Source organism: Haloarcula sp. CBA1129 (assembly GCF_008729015.1).
Lineage (GTDB): Archaea > Halobacteriota > Halobacteria > Halobacteriales > Haloarculaceae > Haloarcula.
In genome coordinates, this window is sequence record NZ_RKSM01000001.1 from 366,637 (window position 1) to 384,684 (window position 18,048).

Below are 18,048 nucleotides of genomic sequence, written 5' to 3' on the forward strand. Positions count from 1 at the left end.
TCACACTTCCGACGCCGGGCCACCGCAGGTGACGATGGACGGGTAGACAGCCGTCGAACAGCCCGCTGTGGTCCGGTTTCCCCCTCCTAAACGCTTATCTGTCGGCCCTGAGAGAACGGTGACATGAAGCGCGTTCGATTCCGTGATACCGCGGGGAACGTCCGGGGGGGTCGCTGGACCGTCGAGGACGGCGAACCCGTCGTCACCGCCGCCGCCGGACCGTACGGCCGTATCGCCTTTGGCGATGAGTCCTACGACCCCGACGAGGTAGATATCCTCCCGCCCTGCGAGCCGACGAAAGTCGTCTGTATCGGGCGCAACTACGCCGACCACGCCGAGGAGATGGACTCGGACCTCCCGGACCGGCCGATGCTGTTTCTCAAGGCTCCGAACGCTGTTGCGTCCCACGGCAAGCACCTCACGATGCCCTCAGGGAAAGAGCGCATCGACTACGAGGCCGAACTCGGCGTCGTCATCGGCGAGCAGTGCAAGAACGTCAGCGAATCGGGCGCGATGGACGTCGTCGCGGGCTACACCTGTGTTAACGATATCTCCAACCGCGACGACCAGCGACAGGAGCAAAACTGGGTCCGCGGGAAGGCCTTCGACAACGCCTGCCCGATTGGCCCGCTCGTGGCCACCCCGGAGCACGTTCCCGAGGACGCCAGCATCGAACTCCGACTCAACGGCGAGACGAAGCAGTCCTCCTCGCGCGAGCATCTCATCTTCTCCGTTCCGGAACTGATCGCGGAGATCACCTCGTACATAACCTTAGAGCCCGGTGACGTCATCGCCACGGGGACGCCCGAGGGCGTCGGACCGATGGAAGACGGCGACGAGGTCGAAATCGAAATCGAGGGCATCGGGACGCTCAAACACAGCGTCAAAATCCCCTGAACGGGCCGACACGGGGACTTCTGCGGGCTATTCCACGATAACGGCGCCGTTCATCCCGAGCCCTCGGTGTGGCTGGCAGGTGTACAGTTGCACCCCTGTCTCCTCGAAGGTGTGTTCGTACGTGTTATCCCCGTCAGCGACGAGTTCCGAGTCGAGCGGGCTTCCGTCGGTCGAAACGACGCTGTCCGAACCGCCCTTCCCGCCGTCGGTCGAGACGACATTGTGCGGGCCGGCGCCATCGACCCAGTCCCAGACGACGGTCGTTCCGGTCGAGACTTTCAGGGCGGGCGGGCCGAAGGCGTATGTCCCGCCGTTGCCCTCTGCGCCGACGAGGACGGTGACCTCGTCGCTGTCGGCCCGGTCGGTGACAGTCCCATCGAAGTTGCCCGTCGACGCGAGCCAGTTGTCAACGGCGGGGTAGCCCGAGGACTGTTGCTCCCGGACGATGACCGCGCCTTTCATGCCCTCATCGCGGTGGGGTTCGGAGACGTAGGGGTACTCGCCGACCTCGTCGAAGATGTAGTGGTAGCCGGTCCCCTGCTGGGCGTTGGTCCGGCCGCTATCGAAGGTCCCGTCGAGCGCGACGACGTTCTGCTGGCCGCCGTGACCGGTCCAGTCCCAGCGGACGTTCGTCATGGGTGATATTTCGATGACCGGCGGATCGAACGCCAGCCCGTCGTCGGTCTCCTCGCCGACCATGATTGTCGGCTGTTCGGCCGGGCCGTACTGGCGGGGCTCGCCGTCGTAGCCGTTGGCGTCCTCAAGCCAGTCATCAAGAGACTCGGGTGTCTGTTCAGGCGTCGCAGTTTCGGTCTCGGTGGTGGTCTCGGTCTCGGTGGTGGTCTCAGTTCCGGTTCCGGTAGCCGCCGCTGGTTCCGAACTACTCCCCGAGGACACACACCCGGCGGTAAGGGCGAGGGCCGTCAATCCTGTGCCTGCGAGAAACTGTCTGCGAGTGGAGGGCCGTTGCATAGCAAGCTAGTTGTTGCCATTCGATGATAGAAAAGGGAATGTCCTCTTTCCAGATTCTGGAAACAAACGGTCGCCCTTTATCTGAGGGTGTTTTATATTCACGACACTGGGTGGGAGCTGCTACCGAGGCCTCGCAGGACACCGGTGTCGCAGTATCCCACAGGATTCACATCGCTGCGCCGTCATATCGAAATCGAATCGGCCACAGAAACGCTTCCGACTGCCCCCTGAGAGAACTCCCCTCCGTGGCACACAACGACGCGAGCGAGACACAGGCGCTGCTTGACGCTCTCTCCGACCCTGACTGTCGCGACATACTCAGGGTACTCGACGAGCCGTTGCCAGCCAAAGAGGTCGCCGCGGCCTGTGACCTGCCACAGACCAGCACCTATCGGAAGCTCGAACAGTTGAGCGAGGCCGAACTGGTCGCCGAGGAGACGGAGGTGCGTGCTGACGGGCATCACGCGACGGCGTACGTCCGGGACTGTGGCGGGGTGTTCGTCGGGATCGACGCCGACGGGGCTTTTGAGGCCGATATTCTGCCGGCCGAGGAGCGGCCAAGTGACCGGCTCGCACTCCTGTGGTCACGCGTCAGTGAGGAACTATGAACGGAGACATCCCACTCATCGTTATCGGCTTCAAGACTGTGACAGTGTTGCTTGGCGGGCTTATCACCTACTTCGCTGCTCGTGCGGCGCTGAAAACGAGAGCGACCGGACTCACGTATCTCGCCGTCGGATTCGGAACCATTACTGTCGGATCGCTCATCGCCGGCGTCGCGGACCAGCTGTTCGGCCTGAGTACCAACGCTGCACTGATCTTCGAGAACGCACTCACCGCGGTCGGCTTCGCGGTCATCGCGTATTCGCTGTACGTTACTAGTCGCTCCGCGCTGGTAACACGATAAAAACCCGACTGCTACCTGTTGCGTTATTCGACGACGACTGCGCCTTTCATGCCTAAGGCGGCGTGTGGCACACAGTTGTAGAGGTAGGTGCCGGCTTCTTCGAACGTGTACTCGTAGGTGGTCCCTTCCGCTGTGACGGCCGAGCCCGAGTCGAGCGGGCCGTCGCCTTCGGATTTGACGTTGTGGCCGGCCCCGTTGCCGGTCCACTCCCAGACGACCGTCGTTCCGGTCGAGACTTTTACCGCGGCCGGGGCGAAGGCAAACGCGCCGCCGTTCCCTTCGGCTCCGACTGCAACGGAAACCTCGTCCTGATCCGTCATCACGACCGTGTTTCCGTCGAAATTAGACGACTCGCCGACGTAGTCCGAAACCTCGCTCGACGCTTCGACGGTTTCCATGTCACTGCTACCGCTGCCCTCGGTGGCCTCCATTTCCTCGGCTTCAGTGGTCGCCATTTCTTCTGCTTCGGTGGCTTCCGTTTCGCCACTACCGCCATCGCCGCCATCGCCGCCGGACCCGCCACAGCCAGCAAGGAGTCCAGCGCCTGATACGGCTGCCGTCGTGCGGATGAACGTCCGCCTGTCGAGGTCGTCTGTCATGCAGCTAGAGTTATGACTGGGAACTTATAAGGCAGTCGTTTCTGTCGTTTAGGCGGGAACAATAATTGAGGTTTGTACCGCCCAACGGCGTCACGGTACCAACACAGTTCGGATGGGAATTGATGCGGCTACGGGGTTATAATATAGCAATGGGAGTGTCCGTTCGCAGATGACTGTATGGATTCGCGGCGACCACCTCCTCCGACGGGCCGGCCCAGTCGCCCGGCGGCCTGAGGAAGCGGTGCTCCTGATAGAAGCGGAGTCGTTCGCCCGCAAACTGCCGTACCATCCACACAAGCTGATACTGCTGTTCAGCGCGATGCGGCATTTCCGGGACGAACTCCGGACCGACGGTCGGAGGGTCCGGTACCACCAGACAGACACTTTCGAAGACGGGCTGGCGGCACACTTCGAGGCCAACCCGGACGACACGCTCGTCACCCACCGGCCACAGACCGAGTCCGCACAGGCGCGGCTCGAATCGCTGGTGGCCGATGCTGGCGGAACGATAGAGTTCGTCGCCGACGAGCGCTTTCTCTGCTCACAATCGCAGTTCGACGGGTGGGTCGGAGAGGGGCGCTACCGCCACGAGGACTTCTACCGATTCATGCGCCGGGAAACGGGCTACCTGATGTCCGACGGAGACCCCGTCGGCGGCGAGTGGAACTATGACGATCAGAACCGGGAGACCCCACCGGACGGCTGGACGCCACCGGAGTCACCGCGCTTCGAGCCAGACACCGTAACCGAGGACGTAATCGAGTGGGTCGAGGAAACGTTCGAGGGTAGCTACGACGAGCGACCGTACGGCGGCGACTGGGCCGACCCCGAACCGTTCCACTGGCCCGTCTCCCGTCGACAGGCCGTCCGCGCCCTGGACCACTTCGTTACGAACCGACTAACAGAGTTCGGCCCCTTTCAGGACGCGATGCTGGATGGAGAGTGGGCGATGAGTCACAGCCTGCTTTCCACGTCGCTCAATCTGGGACTCCTCGGTCCCGATGAAGTCATCGAGCGCGCTATTGCCGCTTACGAGGACGGCGACGCGCCGCTGAACAGCGTCGAGGGGTTCGTCCGGCAGGTGCTTGGCTGGCGCGAGTTCCTCCGGCACGTCTACCGCCGGGAGATGCCGGATCTAGCCGAAGCGAACCAACTCGGCGCGAGCGAGCCCCTACCGGACTTCTACTGGGACGGTGACACCGACATGGCCTGTCTCTCCGACGTGGTCGATGGGGTCCGGGAACGAGGGTACTCACACCACATCGAGCGGCTGATGCTTCTCGCGAATTTCGGGCTCATCTACGGCGTCGAACCGGCCCAGCTCAATCGGTGGTTCCACGCCGGCTACGTCGACGCCTTCCACTGGGTGACGACACCGAACGTCGTCGAAATGGGCCTGTACGGCGCAGGCGTGTTCGCCACCAAGCCCTACGCCTCGTCGGCGAACTACGTCGACAAGATGAGCGACTACTGCTCGGGCTGTCCGTACTACAAGACGAAGACGACCGGCGACGGGGCCTGTCCGTTCAACGCGCTGTACTGGGACTTCCTAGATCGCAACGAGGACACGCTCCGGTCGAATCACCGCATGGGGCTGATGTACAGCCACGTCGACAACAAGAGCGACGAGGAACTGGCAGAGATACGCGAACGAGCCGAGGAGATACGAGAGCTAGCGGACACCGGTGAGCTGTGAGGCCGCCGGCTACTCCTCACCCTCTGTTGCATCGGCCGCTTGCCGCTGGTGCATCTCGTGGCGGGTGAACTGTGGCGTCGACAGCGCCGGCCCGCGGCGTCGGCGGAACGACCACGCGAGAATCCCGAGTACTGCCGCGCTCCCGCCCAGCGCGAGCCCGGCGGGCTGGAGTCCGTTCACGGTGTAGAGGTACGCACTCACCGGTACCCCGGCACTGGCGACGATGCCGAGCAGGAGCCGCTTGGCGAGCACTCGGCTCAGCCCGTCGGAGTCTTCGAGGACGGTCTTGACAAGGAGTTCTTCGCGTTCGACCCTGTCAAGTGCGTCCTCTAGCTTCGGTGCTGTCCGTACCACTGACCGGGTCGAACCCGTCACTGCGTCCTGTATCTCCGCTTTCACTCGTTCTCGAACGTCGTCGCCAGCCCCCTGCTCCATGACGTATTCCGAAATGATTTCGATGAAGTCGAACTCGGGGTCGAGCGTTCGACAGACACCCTCAAGTACCGTCGTCACGCGGACCACCAGCGCAAGGTCCTGTGGGAGGCGCATCGGGAACTCGTACAGTTGCGTCTCGAACTGGCCGACCAGTTGCTCGATGCGGTACTCGCTGATGTCTTCGCCGCGGAACTGCTCGATGACGATGTCGAAGGCCTCCCGCATCACGTCTCGGTCGGCCATCGGGTCCAGTGCGCCCATCTCGACGAAGGCGTCCATCACGCGGTCCACGTCGTCGGTCGCCAGTCCGACGTAGAACTCAAGCAGTTGGTCCTGCGTCCGGGGACCGAGGTAGCCGGTCATCCCGAAATCGTAGAAGACGAGCGTCCCGTCGGGCTGGACCGCCAGATTGCCGGGATGGGGGTCGGCGTGGAAGCAGCCGTCCTCGACAATCATCTGGATGTACACTTCTTCGAGTCGGCGAACGAGTGCCGGGCGGTCGATCCCGAGTTCGTCCAGCCGCTCCACGTCGTCGATTTTCACGCCGTCGAGATACGTCATCGTCAGTATACGGTCCGTCGAGTGGCTCGCAACGACATCCGGAATGGCGATGTCGTCGTCGTTTGCGAAGTTGTCGCCGATCTCCCGGAGCATCCGTGCCTCGTGCCCGTAGTCCATCTCCCGGCGGACCGTTGCCGCGAACTCCTCGGTGAGGTTCTCAAGCGTAAACGCCTGCCCCGGGTCCGCACCGTAGGTGAGTACCGGCAGCAACGTCGATAGCACGCGCAGGTCTGACTCGACACGCGTCCTGATGTTGGGTCGAAGCACTTTCACGGCGACCCGCTGGCCGTCGATTCGCGCCTCGTACACTTGACCCAGCGAGGCCCCGGAGATAGCTGTGGTGTCGAAGTCCTCGAACAGCGTGTCGATGTCGTCGCCCAACTCACGCTCGATAACGGGCTCGATGGTCGCCCACGCGTCCGGCGGGACGTTGTCCTGTAGCTCCGAGAGCACGTCGACGTACGCCCGCGGCAGGGCATCAGGCCGGGTCGACAGCATCTGGCCGAGTTTGATGAACGCCGGGCCGAGGTCGACGAACGTATTCTTCAGGTAGCGAGCGCGCCGTGTCCGCGTTTCGGGTGCCACCGACCGGGACCGACCGAACAGGAGGAACCGCTTCCGGTCCCGACCCCACTGCCAGAGCAGGGGGACGAACTGCCAGACGATGATGAGCGCTCGCCAGAGCGCTCGGAGCCGAACGCCGACACCGCCCGGCTGTGACACTGTCTCCCTCGGCGGCTCCTCGGCGACACGCTCCTCAGCAGTCACTGTTCGTATGTGAGGCCCGGCGACAAATGAGTCTGCTGGAGACGGTGCCCACTCAGCGCCGGAGGAAGCCGAGCAAGCGATACTCCGAGTCCGGGGTGTACTGGCGGAAGACGAGGCTGTTTGCGAGCACGGACACGGATGAGGCAGCCATTGCGACGGCAGCGAGCACCGGCTGGAGGAGTCCCAGCGAGGCCAGCGGAATCATCACGGTGTTGTAGCCAAGCGCCCAGAAGAGGTTCTGCTTGATCTTCCGGAGCGTCGCCTCGGAGATCCGGATAGCCTTCACCACGTCGGCGGGGTCGTCTCGGAGCAGGGTCACGTCACCGGCCTCGATTGCTACGTCGGTCCCCGAGCCGATGGCACAGCCGACGCTCGCAGCCGCCAGCGCGGGCGCGTCGTTGACGCCGTCGCCGACCATCATCGCTTGGTCGCCGTCGCTCTGGAGTTCGTCGACGGCGTCGGCCTTGTCTTCCGGCAGCACGTCGGCCATCACGTTGTCGGGGTCGATCCCGACTTCCTCGGCGACAGCGCGGGCGGTCCGCCCGTTGTCGCCAGTGATGAGCCAGACGCCGAGTCCGCGCTCGCGCAGGCCGCTGACGGCGGCCTTTGCCGACTCCTTGACCGTGTCCGCGTCGGCGACGATGCCGATGAGACGGTAGTCCGGGTCGCTGTCCTCGTCGGCCCCGTCAGCCAGCGCGACCAGCATCGCCGTCTTGCCCTCGCGTTCGAGGGCGTCCATCCGCTCCTCTGCCGGCGCGGTGTCGACGCCGGCATCGGACAGCAGTTTCCGGTTGCCGACGAGGACGCGACCGTGGCGCGTCGTCGCTTTCACGCCCTGTCCGGGGACGTTCTCGAATCCGTCGGGGTCTTCAACCTCGATACCGCGCTCGCGAGCGCCCGCGACGATGGCTTCGGCAAGCGGGTGTTCGCTGGCGTGTTCAGCGCTGGCGGCGACTTCGAGGACGAACTCCTCGGAAACCTCGCTCTCGGGTCGGAGCGTCCCGCCGTCGGTGGCGGGGCCGACCACTTCTACGTCGGTCAGCTCCATCTCGCCTTTCGTCAGCGTCCCCGTCTTGTCGAAGACGACGGTGTCGACCTCGTGAACGCGTTCGAGCACGTCGCCGCCCTTGAACAGGACGCCGTTGCGCGCGCCGATGGCCGTCCCGACCATCGTCGCGGCGGGCGTCGCAAGCCCCAGTGCGCAGGGACAGGCGATGAGCACGGCGGAGGCGAAGACGACGATAGCGAACTCGCTCACGCCGACGCCGGCCGGGCCGCCCGCAGCCAGTCCCCACAGTGGGAGCGCGTCGACAACCGTGGCCAGCGTCTCCGGCGCAACCGCCCACAGCATCGCCCAGAGGACGGCGTTGCCGATGACTGCCGGGACAAAGTACGCCGAGATACGGTCGGCGACGTTCTGGATGTCGGGCTGGCGGGACTGAGCCTGCCGGACCCGTTCGGCGATCTGCTGGATGGCCGTCTCCGAGCCGACCTTCGTCGCCTCGATTTCGAGGACGCCGTTCTGGTTCACTGTCGAGCCGATGACCTCGTCGGCCTCGCCTTTCTCGACCGGAACGGACTCGCCGGTCACCATCGATTCGTCGATGGCCGAATCGCCGTCAACGACGACGCCGTCCGTCGGAATCTTCTCGCCGGGTCGGACTTTCAGCCGGTCGCCGACCCCGACCTCATCGATGGGAATCTCTTCCTCGCTGCCGTCGTCGCGGACGACTGTCGCCGTATCGGCCTCCATTTCGAGCAGTTGCTGGATGGCGGCCCCGGCTTGGCTCTTGGAGCGGGCTTCGAGGTAGTTCCCGAGGGTGATGAACACGAGAATCAGTGCGGCTGTGTCGAAGTACAGCCCGGTGCTCGCGATGAGCCCGGCTAGCGCGGCCACAGAGTAGACGTACGCCGTGGAAGACCCCAGCGCGATGAGCACATCCATGTTGGCCCGGCCGTTGTTGACCAGCGCCTTGTAGGAGTTCTCGTAGAACGGCTTGCCCAGCAGAATCTGGACCGGCGTCGCCAGCGCGAAGGCAATCCAGCCCTGTGGCACTCCCAGAATCGTATCCCGGATAAGACCGAGTGAGAACAGGTGGTCGGCCATGAACAGCAGGAGTGGAGCCGACAACACTGCGCCAAACAGCGTCAGCCGGAGCTGTCGGCGCGTCTCCTCGTTGCGTGCGGCGGCACGGCGGTCGGCGTCGGACTGCTCGCTGTCAGCGTCGTCCGCGTCATCGTTTCGGACGGGCGTGTAGCCGGCCGAATCGATAGCGTCGTAGAGGTCCGAACGCGACACGTCGGCCGGATTGTACGTGACCTGTGCCTCGTCGGTGGCGTAGTTCACGCTGGCTTCGATGACGCCCGCGGTCCCTTCCAGCGCCTCTTCGTTTGTGTCCGCGCAGTTCGCACACGACATGTCGGTGATGCCGATAGTCACTGTCTCAGTCGCCACACCGTAGCCGGCGTCCTGAACGGCAGTGATAATCTCGGCCAGTGACACCACGTCGGGGTCGTACTCGACGCTTCCCTCGTCAGTGGCGTAGTTCGCGTCGACGGACGCGACCCCGTCAAGCTCGCCAACGGACTCTTCAATCGTGCCCGCGCAGTTGGCACAGCTCATCCCCGTTAGTTCGAGCCGGGTGGTTCGGTTGCTCATGTTGTCTTATCCTACGTCCTCCTTGTTCATGCGGTTTGTCCCTCCGATTCGAAGGTGAGATCTGGGATTGGACTCTTGATCTAAACTCATACTGCCGATAACTCAGTAATCCAAAGTGCCGGTCGCAGTTCAGGCCCCGTCTTTCAGCGACTCGTACTGGTCGACGAACCGCTCGGCACAGGAGCCACAGCAGAAGTAGTACCGCTCACCGTCGAGCGTGCGCTGTTCGCCTTCCTCGTCGACGCTATTGCCACACTCCGCACAGTCAGGTGCGAACTCCGCTTCCCCCAACCCAGCGGTCCACTCGCTGTCCGCGATCATTTGGACCTCGTAACGGTCCACATCCCCGAGGTCGACGTGTTCGGCGAGGAGTTCGCTGGCATCGGACTGGGCGATAGTCGCCGCCAGTACCACTTTCCCGCCGGCGGTCCGATAGACCCGCTCGACGGCGTCTGCGTTACTGACCGCCGTAGCGATACCAGCGGCCCGACCCGGTTTCGCGTCGATCTCGATCAGGACCGGCACGCCAGCCTGCAACAGTGAGCGGTCGACGTCGACGGTAAAGCCCTGTATCAGTCCCATTTCGACGAGTCTGTCGACGCGGTCGGAGACTGCGGGGGCCGAGAGGTCAACTCGCTCGGCGATGTCGCTGTAGGGCCGTCTAGCGTCTTCGAGTAAGAGTCGGAGGATTTCGTGGTCAGTGTCGTCAAGCCCGGGCATATCGGACCAACTTCCAGCGCCGGTTTATGCGTTGTGTCCGCTCGCGTCTGTGGTTCGTCAGAAGCACTTGGTCCGAGCAGCGCGCTTGATTAGAATAGTCTAATCTTTATCTTAGATGCTAACAACTATATACTTCTACGACAGCAACTCATATATGAGGAATTCCGAATCCTACGGCGAGCCGTCGCGAGGGCTCACCCGCAGGCAGGCACTCAGTGCCGGAGCGGGGGTCCTTGCGTCCGGCTTTGCCGGTTGTCTGACCGGCGGCGGAACGGAAGCAGCATCGAATAGTAGCCAAAATGCCAGCGGCGCGGACGGACCGGTCGCGGTCGCGTCCTTCTTCAGTTTCTACGACTTCGCCCGCAAGATTGCACGCGGGACACCGATAACGGTCAAGAACCTCATTCCGACCGGACTGCACGGCCACGGCTGGGAACCGGACGCCGGTATCACGCGCGATATCATCGACGCAGACGCGTTCATCCACGTCGGTCCGGACTTCCAGCCGTGGGCTGACCGGGCGATTCAGACGCTCGAAGACGACGACGTGGACACCGACCTCATCAACGTCCGTGAAGGCATCGAACTCGAAACGCTGGCGGCGAGCCTCGACCGCGACGAGGAAGGCGTCGGACAGAACAGAGCCAGAGACCCCCATTTCTGGCTCGACCCACGGCGCGCAAAACAGTCGGTCGACAACATCACCGAGGGACTGGTCGCGCTCGCACCGGACGCCGAAGACACGCTCCGGAACAACGCCGAGACGTACAAATCAGACGTCCTCGACCGTATCGACGCGGACTATGCTGATATCTTCGACCGGGCCGACCGGAGCGTGGTCCAGCTCGCGGCGCACAACGCCTTCCAGTACATCGGCTCGCGCTACGGCGTCAAGATGCGCCCGCTCGTGGTCAATCTCGCGGCCAGCGGTGACGTGAAGCCGTCGGACATCACCGAGGCGAAGGCGGTCATCGAGGACAACGACATCCGATACATCGGGGCCGGCGTGTTCGAGACGCGCAAGCCTGCGAAACAGCTACTCGCCGAGACACCGGTCGAGGCCTACTACCCGGTGACACCCTATGCCGGCGTCCGCGAGGAGTGGGTGGCAAACGGCTGGGGCTACGAGGAGATCGCCTATCAGATTAACATGCCGACGTTCGAGGTCGTCTTGGGCAACACGGCACCCGAGGACGCGGGTCCCGACGGCTGGAACGAGGCTTGGCGGAACTTCGAATGATGGCGTCACTGGGTTCGCTCTTACAGGGTGACACCGTCGAGGAAACGGCCGATTCGAACGGGAGCCACTCGCCGGTCGTCGAGCTCACCGACGTGTCGTTCGGGTACACGTCCACGCCGGTTGTCGAAGATATCAGCGTCAGCATCGACGCCGGCGAATACGTTGCTGTGGTCGGGCCGAACGGCTCCGGCAAATCGACGCTCATGCAGTTGCTGCTCGGACTGCTAGAACCGGACGCGGGCACTGCGGAGCTGTTCGGCGTCGACGCGGCGGCGTTCGACGATGGGGCCAGAGTCGGCTACGTCGCACAGCGCGCCGGGACGAGCCGGGAGATGCCGATAACGGTCCGCGAAGTAGTGAAGATGGGCCGGTTCCCACACGTCGGGTTCGGCTGGCTCTCCGCGGCTGACTGGCGCATCGTCGATAAGGCCATCGACACGGTCGGGATGACGGCCTTCGCCGACAGGCGCATCACCCAGCTCTCGGGCGGGCAGCGCCAGCGGGCGTTCATCGCACGGGCGCTGGCTGGCGAGGCCGACCTGCTCGTTCTGGACGAGCCGACCGTCGGCGTGGACACCGAATCGGTCGACGCCTTCTACGGACTGCTCGACTCGCTGCACGCCGACGGAATCACTGTCCTCCTCATCGAACACGACCTCCAAGCCGTCACTGAACACGCGGAGCGCGTTATCTGCCTGAACGGGGAGATATATTTCGACGGCCCGCCAGCGGCATTCACCGACAGCGCGGCGCTGGCTAGGGCGTTCGGGACGGGCGCGCAGTCACTGACCGGAGGCGGCGGATGACGGTGGCGTTCGCGGCCGGCGGCGTCTACGAGGCGTTCCTTCCGGTCCTCGAAGCGTGGTACTGGCTCCTGACCCAGCTCTACCGCCTCACTGGACTGGAGCTCATCAGCCCCGAGTACACCTTCATGTACCGGGCGATACTCGTCGGGCTGTGTGTCGGCGTCATCGCGCCGCTCATCGGGACCTTCCTCGTCCACCGCCAGCTCGCACTTATCGGCGACGCCCTCGCCCACACGGCCTTCGCCGGCGTCGCCGTCGGGCTGTTTCTCAACGGCGTCTTCGAACTGGGCGTCTCGCCGTATCTGACCGCCGTCGTCGTGGCCGTCATCGCGGCGCTGCTCATCGAACTCATCTCCGAGGCGACAGACGCCTACAACGACGTCTCGATGGCTATCGTCCTCTCGACGGGGTTCGCGCTGGGGACGGTCCTCATCAGCCTCAACGCCGGCGGACTGGCCGTCGGTATCAATCAGTACCTCTTCGGGAACCTCTCGACGGTGTCCGCCGAGAACGCGGTCATCATGCTCGGGCTGTTCAGCGTCATCGTCGGCACGGTTGCGCTCACCCGCAACCAACTGCTGTACGTCACGTTCGATGAGACTGCCGCCGCCGTCTCCGGGCTGCCAGTCGCGTGGTACAACCGGATCATGGTGATGCTGACGGCGCTCGTCGTCGTCGGCGCGATGCAGATAATGGGCGTCATCCTCGTCGCGGCCATGCTCGTCGTCCCGGTCGCCGGCGCGACGCAGGTGTCCCGGAGCTTCTCGGAGTCGCTGTTGGTCTCGATTGTGCTGGCCGAACTGGCCGTGGTGCTCGGTATCGGCGTCTCGTACTACGCCGGTGCGACGGCCGGCGGCGTCATCGTCCTCGTCGCGGTAGGGATTTACGTTCTCTCAGTGCTTGCCGGAAAACTCCGGCAGACAGCCGCTTCGGATGAGACGCGGGAACTCGACAGTATCAGTCAGGACTGACGTACGAACCCAACTGGTGTCGCTGGCGCAACTGAACGTCTCGACAAGTGACTAAGCGCGGTGTCCTACGAGCGAGTCATCGGAATGCGTCACAGTCGCTGCTCCCGCTCTGCCAGTGGACGACGTTGTCACCGGTGTACTCGACAATGACGTCGTAGCAGCTGTCGTCGTCGAACGTCGTCGACTCTGATAGCTCGGTCCCAGCGATGGCCGTCGTTATCGTTATCCTGCCCTGTCTGTCCGGAAGCGCACCGTCTAGTTCCACAGTTGTGCCGTCCGCTTCGGCCGCAACGGTATGTGTCTCGTCATACACCGTCTCCCGGTCGACCGTGACCGTGAACTCGAACTCGTGTGTCGCCGATCCAGTATTCGTTAGCTGTACTCCGGCGAGCCGAGCGCTCGCACCACTGAGCGCTGCACAGCCAGAGAGCGCGATGAGCGTCCCTGCCGTGAGGACGGTCCGTCTGGAGGGCATCACGCGGAACTGTTCAGCCGTTCTCTAAAAGCCTTCTGTCGGCCGAGGACGGCCCGGCAGTACAGTGTAGTACTCTCTCAGGCACTCATCTGCGCCGCAATACCCGAGACCATCGTTTCCCACAGCGAGAAGCCCATCGTCACACTCAGGGCGAAATCCGCCGCAAAAAACAGGAATAGCCCCGCGCCGACGAAGTGGGCCTTACGGAGGTTGAATCGATGAGCGAAGCGGTGGAAAAAGAGGGCGTTGGCGAGGCTCACCGGGATGATGGCGAGCATCTCACCGGTCCAAATCGCGCTGGCGTGGGCGCTGTACTGGGCGGCGAGCGTAATCGTAATGAGTTGGGTCTTGTCGCCGAACTCGCCGAAGGCCATCATCGCGAAGATGGGCAGGAAGCCGCCGAGCTTGTTCGGTACCTGCCAGTCGACGATAGGTACGCGAACGTCTAGCTGTCCGCCGTCAGTAGTGAAGCCGGACGCAGGTTCCTGTTGCTCTGCGTCGGCCGCCGGGGCGCTGCGAAGCAGTAGTATCGCGAACAGCAGGAACATCCCGGCGGTGAGGCTTTCGAGGACGATACCGGGCAGTACCGACGTGATTGCGGAGCCGAACCAAATCTCTAGTGCCGTCCAGCCGGCAAAGGCCGTCCCCGCTGCGCTGACGACGAGGAACGGATTGAACCGCGTCGATAGACCGGCGATGATGAATTGGACCTTCTCGCCGGGGAGGACCGCCAACTGCGCACCGGCCGCTATCGCCACGACTGTCAGCCACGTCGCGTCGCTCACGCCTGACTCACTCCGTCCTCACCTTGCGTATCCGGTGCACGGACCTGAATCGCATCGGCGATGTGGTCCGGGAGCGACACTGACGACCCGCTCTCTAGCTGGACCGTCACCATCCCGATGGGGGCGACCTCCTCGATGGTCAGCACGGTCCCCGGTGTGATGCCGGCGTCGGAGAGATACGTGAGTTCGTCGGGGTCCCGGTCCCGGACCCGTGCAACTTCGAGTCGGCCACCTTCGCTGTGTTCTGACAGCGCCGTCGCGGACTCATCGTCGATAGGGTCCAGCGAGTCGCTGGGAATCGGGTCCCCGTGGGGGTCGAACTCGGGTTCGTCGAGGACGGCCGCGACCCGGCGCTCGAACTCCTCGCTGATGTGGTGTTCGAGCACTTCCGCTTCCTCGTGGACTTCGGCCCAGTCGTACCCCAACTGCTCGGTGAGAAACGTCTCAAGCAAGCGGTGGTGGCGGATGATTTCCAGAGCCACCGTCTCGCCTTCCGGCGTCGTCCGCACGCCCTTGTACTTCTCGCGTTCGACCAGCCCACGGTCGGCCAGTTTCTCGACCATACTGGTCACCGTCGGGGCCGTAACGTCCAGCATCTCGGCGATAGTAGACGGCGCAATCGGTGGGTCGCCGTCCCGCTCGAGGCGATAGATGGCCTTCAGATAATCCTCCATCTTGGCACTCAGCATACACCAAATTAGACGAATCTAACCCAAAAGATTGGCGGTTCCAACAATGTTGTGGAGACCGGCCAGATTCGCTCGGCCGCCGTCACTCGTCCGCAGCGTACGTTTCCCGTCGGTGCCGGGTCAACAGCCACAGGAACAGATAGCCGATGGCACCCAGAACGAACAGCGTTGCGGGGATGAGAAACGGTCCGAACGTCCGAACCAGCGTCTCAATCCCCGGCAGACCGACCATACCCCGGCTAGGGACGTTGCCCTGATAAAGTTCAAGGGTACGGTGGGTATTTCCCGACGGAGCAGCCCAGTTCGTCACGGGTTCTCTCGCGAAACCAGTGATGTGACCGGGAACCAGTTGGCCCGCTCAGATAAGGTCCTGATTTTCGAGCGAGGTCATGACGTCGTCGACGAAATCGTCGACATTGTCGTATGGGAACTCTCCGTTGAGCTTCGTGTTCAGTTCCATCGCCGTCATCGAGAAGTCGCCGGACTCAAACTTCGTCGACGGGCCGCCCGGAAGTGCCGGAACGAGGTCCATCGGACTGGAGATCGGATAGTCTGCTTCCTCGAACGCATCAACGAACTGTGAGCGGAGATCTTCTTTGTCAACCATAATCGGACGTTGTGCGAGAATTATCATAAAAGGTTCGACATCGGTACACTTTCCAATTGTTTGGAGTTTATTCTGAGTCTGCGGCGGTACTGGGTCTTGCTGCCGCTGTGTCAGTCTGCAAACGAGTCGGCCCTGCAATGGATGGGACGGCCCCGTGTTGCTCACCGAACCCGGCTGTCGTCATCCGTATCGCGCCGGGCCAACCGCTCGGCCGTCTCACGGTCCGTCTCGACGCGCTGGTCGTGTTCGCTTCGGACCAGCGCGTACAGAGCCAGCGGTGCGGCCAGTGCGAGCAACAGGACCACGACGAACAGCCCGGTTACGGCGGGCATCGTCAGCCGAGGAAGATGTCTGCCAAGTCACTGCCCGCGGATCCGGTGTCCCGGTACAGCTCCGAGTAGCCACAGTTCGTGCATGTGACGACCTGAAACTGGTTTGTCTGGATGTCGAACATCTTCGAGAGGCCGCCGCCGGTGGTCGAGATGTTACCTACGTCGGTGCCGGTGTGGCCGCATTTCGGACAGCCGCGGTCGTCAGTGGAATGCGTGTTGGAGGACATTGCACGCAGTTGTTCTCTCCCCAGCATAACAAATCTGGTGCCACCGTGAGATGTGCGTAGCCACTTGACGGTCGCCGCTCACCACAGTCAGCTATTACTATCTGTCACGTCTCACGGACGTTGAAAACGAGGCGGGCGAACGTAATGGTGCACTATGCCAGTTCCCACCCGCCTCAACGGAGGGAAACGCCCATCTTATTTGTTTGTTATGAATCCCACAAACCTGCATGGCCTCAGTCGTCGGCCGGAATCGGGTCGCCGTGGGACACCTCGTCGCCCAGTAGGACCATGAACTGTGCGAGCCACTCGGGATGGTCGGGCCAAGCCTGCCCGGTGACGAGATTCCCGTCGGTGACCACCTCGTCGACCCACGAGCAGCCGGCGGCCTCGCACTCGGCGCGACAGGCCGGGTACGATGTCATCTCGTAGCCGTCCAGCACGTCGGCAGCGGCGAGGATCTGCGGGCCGTGACACAGCGCTGCGACGGGTTTGTCCTCCTCGAAGAAGTGCCGTACCGCGTCAAGGACCTCGTCGTACGTCCGGAGATACTCGGGAGCGCGACCGCCCGGGACACACAGCGCGTCGTAGTCACTCGGGGACACGTCGGCCATCGTCGCGTTGAGGACGAAGTCGTGGCCGCGGGACTCCATGTAGGTCTGGTCGCCACGGAAGTCGTGTATCGCTGTTTTGACCGTCTCTTCGGCCTCTTTGTCGGGACATACCGCGTCGACCTCGTGGCCGACCATCTGCAGCGCCTGAAACGGCACCATTATTTCGTAGTCTTCGCCGAAATCGCCGACGATCATGAGGATGTCTTTGCCCATTGGAAACACCAGTGAGCGCTACGGTCGCCGCGGAAATAAAATCGTAGGTGAATTACCAGTTCCGTGTCACACGTCGAGCGACGCAAGCACTTCCTCGATGTCCGCCAACGAATCGATGACGTAGTCTGGCGTCACGGCGCTCCGTTCCAGCGACTGCTCGTTGGACACGCCGGTCCGAACGAGAACAGTTGTCATGCCGTTACGCTCGCCCATCGCGATGTCCGTCTCCAGCCGGTCACCGACGATGAGACAATCCGCCGGTGCGCAGTCCAGTCGCTCCAGCGCCGCCTGTACAGCAATCTCTGAGGGCTTGCCGAGTATTCGGTCCGGGTCGCGCTCGATGACCCCGGCGACGGCGTTGATTATCGCCCCGGAACCGGGGACCGGGTCGCCGTCTTCGCCGGGGAACGTCCGGTCCGGATCGGTCCCGAGGAAGACGGTGTCGTTGTCGACAGCCCGGAGTGCATCGACCATATCGCGGTAGTGGAAGGCATCCGTCCATGAGGCCAGTAACACGTCGGTCTCGGCGGGGTCCTCGGCCAAGTGTGCCTCTGTCCCCTCGACCAGAGCACTGAGCTGGTCGCTTCCGATGACGAACACGCTGTCTCCCGCGTGGGTCCCGTTGAGGTACTCACGGGTGACGACGCCGGAGGAACAGGCCTCACCCTCGCGGGCGTCGACGCCCATTCCCCGCAATCGCTCGACGTACTCGCTCCCGTCGTGGATCGGGTTGTTCGAGAAAAAGCAGATTCCCAGACCACGTTCCCTGAACACGTCGATTGCTGACGCCGCGCCCGGCAACAGCGTGTCTCCGTGGTACACGGTTCCATCGAGATCGATGATAGCCCCCGCTACTGTCATTACCACCACTCTGAACC

General features: G+C 63.2%; 21 protein-coding genes. 7 read left to right on the forward strand and 14 right to left on the reverse strand.

The window, feature by feature from the left end; genetic code table 11:
• The first annotated feature begins 123 nt into the window (after nt 1-123).
• On the forward strand, nt 124-897 hold the full coding sequence (locus Har1129_RS01845) for a fumarylacetoacetate hydrolase family protein (RefSeq protein ID WP_151099105.1): 774 nt from the start codon (nt 124-126) through the stop codon (nt 895-897).
• A gap of 27 nt (nt 898-924) precedes the next feature.
• Here the strand turns inward: Har1129_RS01845 and Har1129_RS01850 are convergent, their stop codons facing one another.
• The gene (locus Har1129_RS01850) at nt 925-1,794 is read right to left on the reverse strand and encodes a halocyanin domain-containing protein (RefSeq protein ID WP_225307717.1); all 870 of its coding nucleotides are present in this window, start codon (nt 1,792-1,794) and stop codon (nt 925-927) included.
• Between the two features lie 320 nt (nt 1,795-2,114).
• On the opposite strand from Har1129_RS01850, the gene Har1129_RS01855 reads away from it, so the two are divergent.
• Both Har1129_RS01855 and Har1129_RS01860 read left to right on the forward strand, forming a co-directional pair.
• Nucleotides 2,115-2,477: a helix-turn-helix domain-containing protein gene (locus tag Har1129_RS01855; RefSeq protein ID WP_151099107.1), complete on the forward strand. Its 363-nt coding sequence runs from the start codon at nt 2,115-2,117 to the stop codon at nt 2,475-2,477.
• Nucleotides 2,474-2,776 (forward strand): hypothetical protein, encoded by a 303-nt coding sequence (locus tag Har1129_RS01860; protein WP_151099108.1) that lies wholly within the window; start codon nt 2,474-2,476, stop codon nt 2,774-2,776. The genes Har1129_RS01855 and Har1129_RS01860 overlap by 4 nt, the downstream gene beginning before the upstream one ends.
• A gap of 23 nt (nt 2,777-2,799) precedes the next feature.
• Here Har1129_RS01860 and Har1129_RS01865 read toward each other — a convergent pair whose 3' ends face one another.
• Nucleotides 2,800-3,375: a halocyanin domain-containing protein gene (locus Har1129_RS01865; protein WP_151099109.1), complete on the reverse strand. Its 576-nt coding sequence runs from the start codon at nt 3,373-3,375 to the stop codon at nt 2,800-2,802.
• A gap of 169 nt (nt 3,376-3,544) precedes the next feature.
• Here Har1129_RS01865 and Har1129_RS01870 point away from each other — a divergent pair, with 169 nt between their 5' ends.
• The gene (locus Har1129_RS01870; protein WP_151099110.1) at nt 3,545-5,071 is read left to right on the forward strand and encodes a cryptochrome/photolyase family protein; all 1,527 of its coding nucleotides are present in this window, start codon (nt 3,545-3,547) and stop codon (nt 5,069-5,071) included.
• A gap of 9 nt (nt 5,072-5,080) precedes the next feature.
• Here the strand turns inward: Har1129_RS01870 and Har1129_RS01875 are convergent, their stop codons facing one another.
• From Har1129_RS01875 to Har1129_RS01885, 3 genes are all read right to left on the reverse strand, one after another.
• Entirely contained in the window at nt 5,081-6,835 is a 1,755-nt protein-coding gene (locus tag Har1129_RS01875; protein ID WP_151099111.1) for an AarF/ABC1/UbiB kinase family protein, read from the reverse strand.
• A gap of 52 nt (nt 6,836-6,887) precedes the next feature.
• Entirely contained in the window at nt 6,888-9,494 is a 2,607-nt protein-coding gene (locus Har1129_RS01880; RefSeq protein WP_151099112.1) for a heavy metal translocating P-type ATPase, read from the reverse strand.
• A 129-nt stretch (nt 9,495-9,623) separates the two neighbouring features.
• Nucleotides 9,624-10,214 (reverse strand): winged helix-turn-helix transcriptional regulator, encoded by a 591-nt coding sequence (locus tag Har1129_RS01885; RefSeq protein ID WP_151099113.1) that lies wholly within the window; start codon nt 10,212-10,214, stop codon nt 9,624-9,626.
• A gap of 154 nt (nt 10,215-10,368) precedes the next feature.
• On the opposite strand from Har1129_RS01885, the gene Har1129_RS01890 reads away from it, so the two are divergent.
• Genes Har1129_RS01890 through Har1129_RS01900 form a run of 3 tightly spaced genes read left to right on the forward strand, consistent with a single transcriptional unit; the run spans nt 10,369 to nt 13,231 of the window.
• Nucleotides 10,369-11,454 carry a metal ABC transporter substrate-binding protein gene (locus tag Har1129_RS01890; protein WP_151099114.1) on the forward strand — a complete coding sequence of 362 codons (1,086 nt, stop codon included), beginning with the start codon at nt 10,369-10,371 and terminating at the stop codon, nt 11,452-11,454.
• Nucleotides 11,454-12,260, forward strand: a complete 807-nt coding sequence (locus Har1129_RS01895; protein ID WP_370455374.1) for a metal ABC transporter ATP-binding protein — start codon at nt 11,454-11,456, stop codon at nt 12,258-12,260. The genes Har1129_RS01890 and Har1129_RS01895 overlap by 1 nt, the downstream gene beginning before the upstream one ends.
• Nucleotides 12,257-13,231 carry a metal ABC transporter permease gene (locus tag Har1129_RS01900; protein WP_151099115.1) on the forward strand — a complete coding sequence of 325 codons (975 nt, stop codon included), beginning with the start codon at nt 12,257-12,259 and terminating at the stop codon, nt 13,229-13,231. Before Har1129_RS01895 ends, Har1129_RS01900 begins: the two co-directional genes overlap by 4 nt.
• 76 nt (nt 13,232-13,307) lie before the next feature.
• Here Har1129_RS01900 and Har1129_RS01905 read toward each other — a convergent pair whose 3' ends face one another.
• The 9 genes from Har1129_RS01905 to Har1129_RS01935 all read right to left on the reverse strand — a co-directional run bounded on the left by Har1129_RS01905 (nt 13,308) and on the right by Har1129_RS01935 (nt 18,031).
• Nucleotides 13,308-13,706: a hypothetical protein gene (locus Har1129_RS01905; RefSeq protein ID WP_151099116.1), complete on the reverse strand. Its 399-nt coding sequence runs from the start codon at nt 13,704-13,706 to the stop codon at nt 13,308-13,310.
• Nucleotides 13,707-13,783: 77 nt separating this feature from the next.
• Entirely contained in the window at nt 13,784-14,491 is a 708-nt protein-coding gene (locus Har1129_RS01910) for a TMEM165/GDT1 family protein (protein ID WP_151099117.1), read from the reverse strand.
• Nucleotides 14,488-15,180 (reverse strand): metal-dependent transcriptional regulator, encoded by a 693-nt coding sequence (locus Har1129_RS01915; protein WP_023843205.1) that lies wholly within the window; start codon nt 15,178-15,180, stop codon nt 14,488-14,490. Before Har1129_RS01915 ends, Har1129_RS01910 begins: the two co-directional genes overlap by 4 nt.
• 82 nt (nt 15,181-15,262) lie before the next feature.
• A complete protein-coding gene (locus Har1129_RS20360) occupies nt 15,263-15,412 on the reverse strand; it encodes a hypothetical protein (protein WP_191906149.1) in 150 nt (49 codons plus the stop codon).
• Nucleotides 15,413-15,538: 126 nt separating this feature from the next.
• Nucleotides 15,539-15,787, reverse strand: a complete 249-nt coding sequence (locus Har1129_RS01920) for an MTH865 family protein (protein WP_151099118.1) — start codon at nt 15,785-15,787, stop codon at nt 15,539-15,541.
• Between the two features lie 161 nt (nt 15,788-15,948).
• Entirely contained in the window at nt 15,949-16,119 is a 171-nt protein-coding gene (locus Har1129_RS20365; protein WP_191906148.1) for a hypothetical protein, read from the reverse strand.
• 2 nt (nt 16,120-16,121) lie between these two features.
• Nucleotides 16,122-16,346 (reverse strand): zinc ribbon domain-containing protein, encoded by a 225-nt coding sequence (locus tag Har1129_RS01925; protein WP_151099119.1) that lies wholly within the window; start codon nt 16,344-16,346, stop codon nt 16,122-16,124.
• Nucleotides 16,347-16,579: 233 nt separating this feature from the next.
• Nucleotides 16,580-17,170, reverse strand: coding sequence for a DJ-1/PfpI family protein (locus Har1129_RS01930; protein ID WP_151099120.1), 591 nt, complete (start codon nt 17,168-17,170; stop codon nt 16,580-16,582).
• A 66-nt stretch (nt 17,171-17,236) separates the two neighbouring features.
• The gene (locus Har1129_RS01935) at nt 17,237-18,031 is read right to left on the reverse strand and encodes an HAD-IIA family hydrolase (RefSeq protein WP_151099121.1); all 795 of its coding nucleotides are present in this window, start codon (nt 18,029-18,031) and stop codon (nt 17,237-17,239) included.
• Nucleotides 18,032-18,048: the final 17 nt, after the last annotated feature.

What these genes read in the sequence shown, in the direction of transcription:
- Har1129_RS01845 (WP_151099105.1), top strand. Translation starts at nt 124, where the DNA reads ATGAAGCGCGTTCGATTCCGTGATACCGCGGGGAACGTCCGGGGGGGT.
- Har1129_RS01860 (WP_151099108.1), top strand. Translation starts at nt 2,474, where the DNA reads ATGAACGGAGACATCCCACTCATCGTTATCGGCTTCAAGACTGTGACA.
- Har1129_RS01865 (WP_151099109.1), bottom strand. Translation starts at nt 3,375, where the DNA reads ATGACAGACGACCTCGACAGGCGGACGTTCATCCGCACGACGGCAGCC.
- Har1129_RS01870 (WP_151099110.1), top strand. Translation starts at nt 3,545, where the DNA reads ATGACTGTATGGATTCGCGGCGACCACCTCCTCCGACGGGCCGGCCCA.
- Har1129_RS01880 (WP_151099112.1), bottom strand. Translation starts at nt 9,494, where the DNA reads ATGAGCAACCGAACCACCCGGCTCGAACTAACGGGGATGAGCTGTGCC.
- Har1129_RS01885 (WP_151099113.1), bottom strand. Translation starts at nt 10,214, where the DNA reads ATGCCCGGGCTTGACGACACTGACCACGAAATCCTCCGACTCTTACTC.
- Har1129_RS01890 (WP_151099114.1), top strand. Translation starts at nt 10,369, where the DNA reads ATGAGGAATTCCGAATCCTACGGCGAGCCGTCGCGAGGGCTCACCCGC.
- Har1129_RS01895 (WP_370455374.1), top strand. Translation starts at nt 11,454, where the DNA reads ATGGCGTCACTGGGTTCGCTCTTACAGGGTGACACCGTCGAGGAAACG.
- Har1129_RS01900 (WP_151099115.1), top strand. Translation starts at nt 12,257, where the DNA reads ATGACGGTGGCGTTCGCGGCCGGCGGCGTCTACGAGGCGTTCCTTCCG.
- Har1129_RS01905 (WP_151099116.1), bottom strand. Translation starts at nt 13,706, where the DNA reads ATGCCCTCCAGACGGACCGTCCTCACGGCAGGGACGCTCATCGCGCTC.
- Har1129_RS01915 (WP_023843205.1), bottom strand. Translation starts at nt 15,180, where the DNA reads ATGCTGAGTGCCAAGATGGAGGATTATCTGAAGGCCATCTATCGCCTC.
- Har1129_RS20360 (WP_191906149.1), bottom strand. Translation starts at nt 15,412, where the DNA reads ATGGTCGGTCTGCCGGGGATTGAGACGCTGGTTCGGACGTTCGGACCG.
- Har1129_RS01920 (WP_151099118.1), bottom strand. Translation starts at nt 15,787, where the DNA reads ATGGTTGACAAAGAAGATCTCCGCTCACAGTTCGTTGATGCGTTCGAG.
- Har1129_RS20365 (WP_191906148.1), bottom strand. Translation starts at nt 16,119, where the DNA reads ATGCCCGCCGTAACCGGGCTGTTCGTCGTGGTCCTGTTGCTCGCACTG.
- Har1129_RS01925 (WP_151099119.1), bottom strand. Translation starts at nt 16,346, where the DNA reads ATGTCCTCCAACACGCATTCCACTGACGACCGCGGCTGTCCGAAATGC.
- Har1129_RS01930 (WP_151099120.1), bottom strand. Translation starts at nt 17,170, where the DNA reads ATGGGCAAAGACATCCTCATGATCGTCGGCGATTTCGGCGAAGACTAC.
- Har1129_RS01935 (WP_151099121.1), bottom strand. Translation starts at nt 18,031, where the DNA reads ATGACAGTAGCGGGGGCTATCATCGATCTCGATGGAACCGTGTACCAC.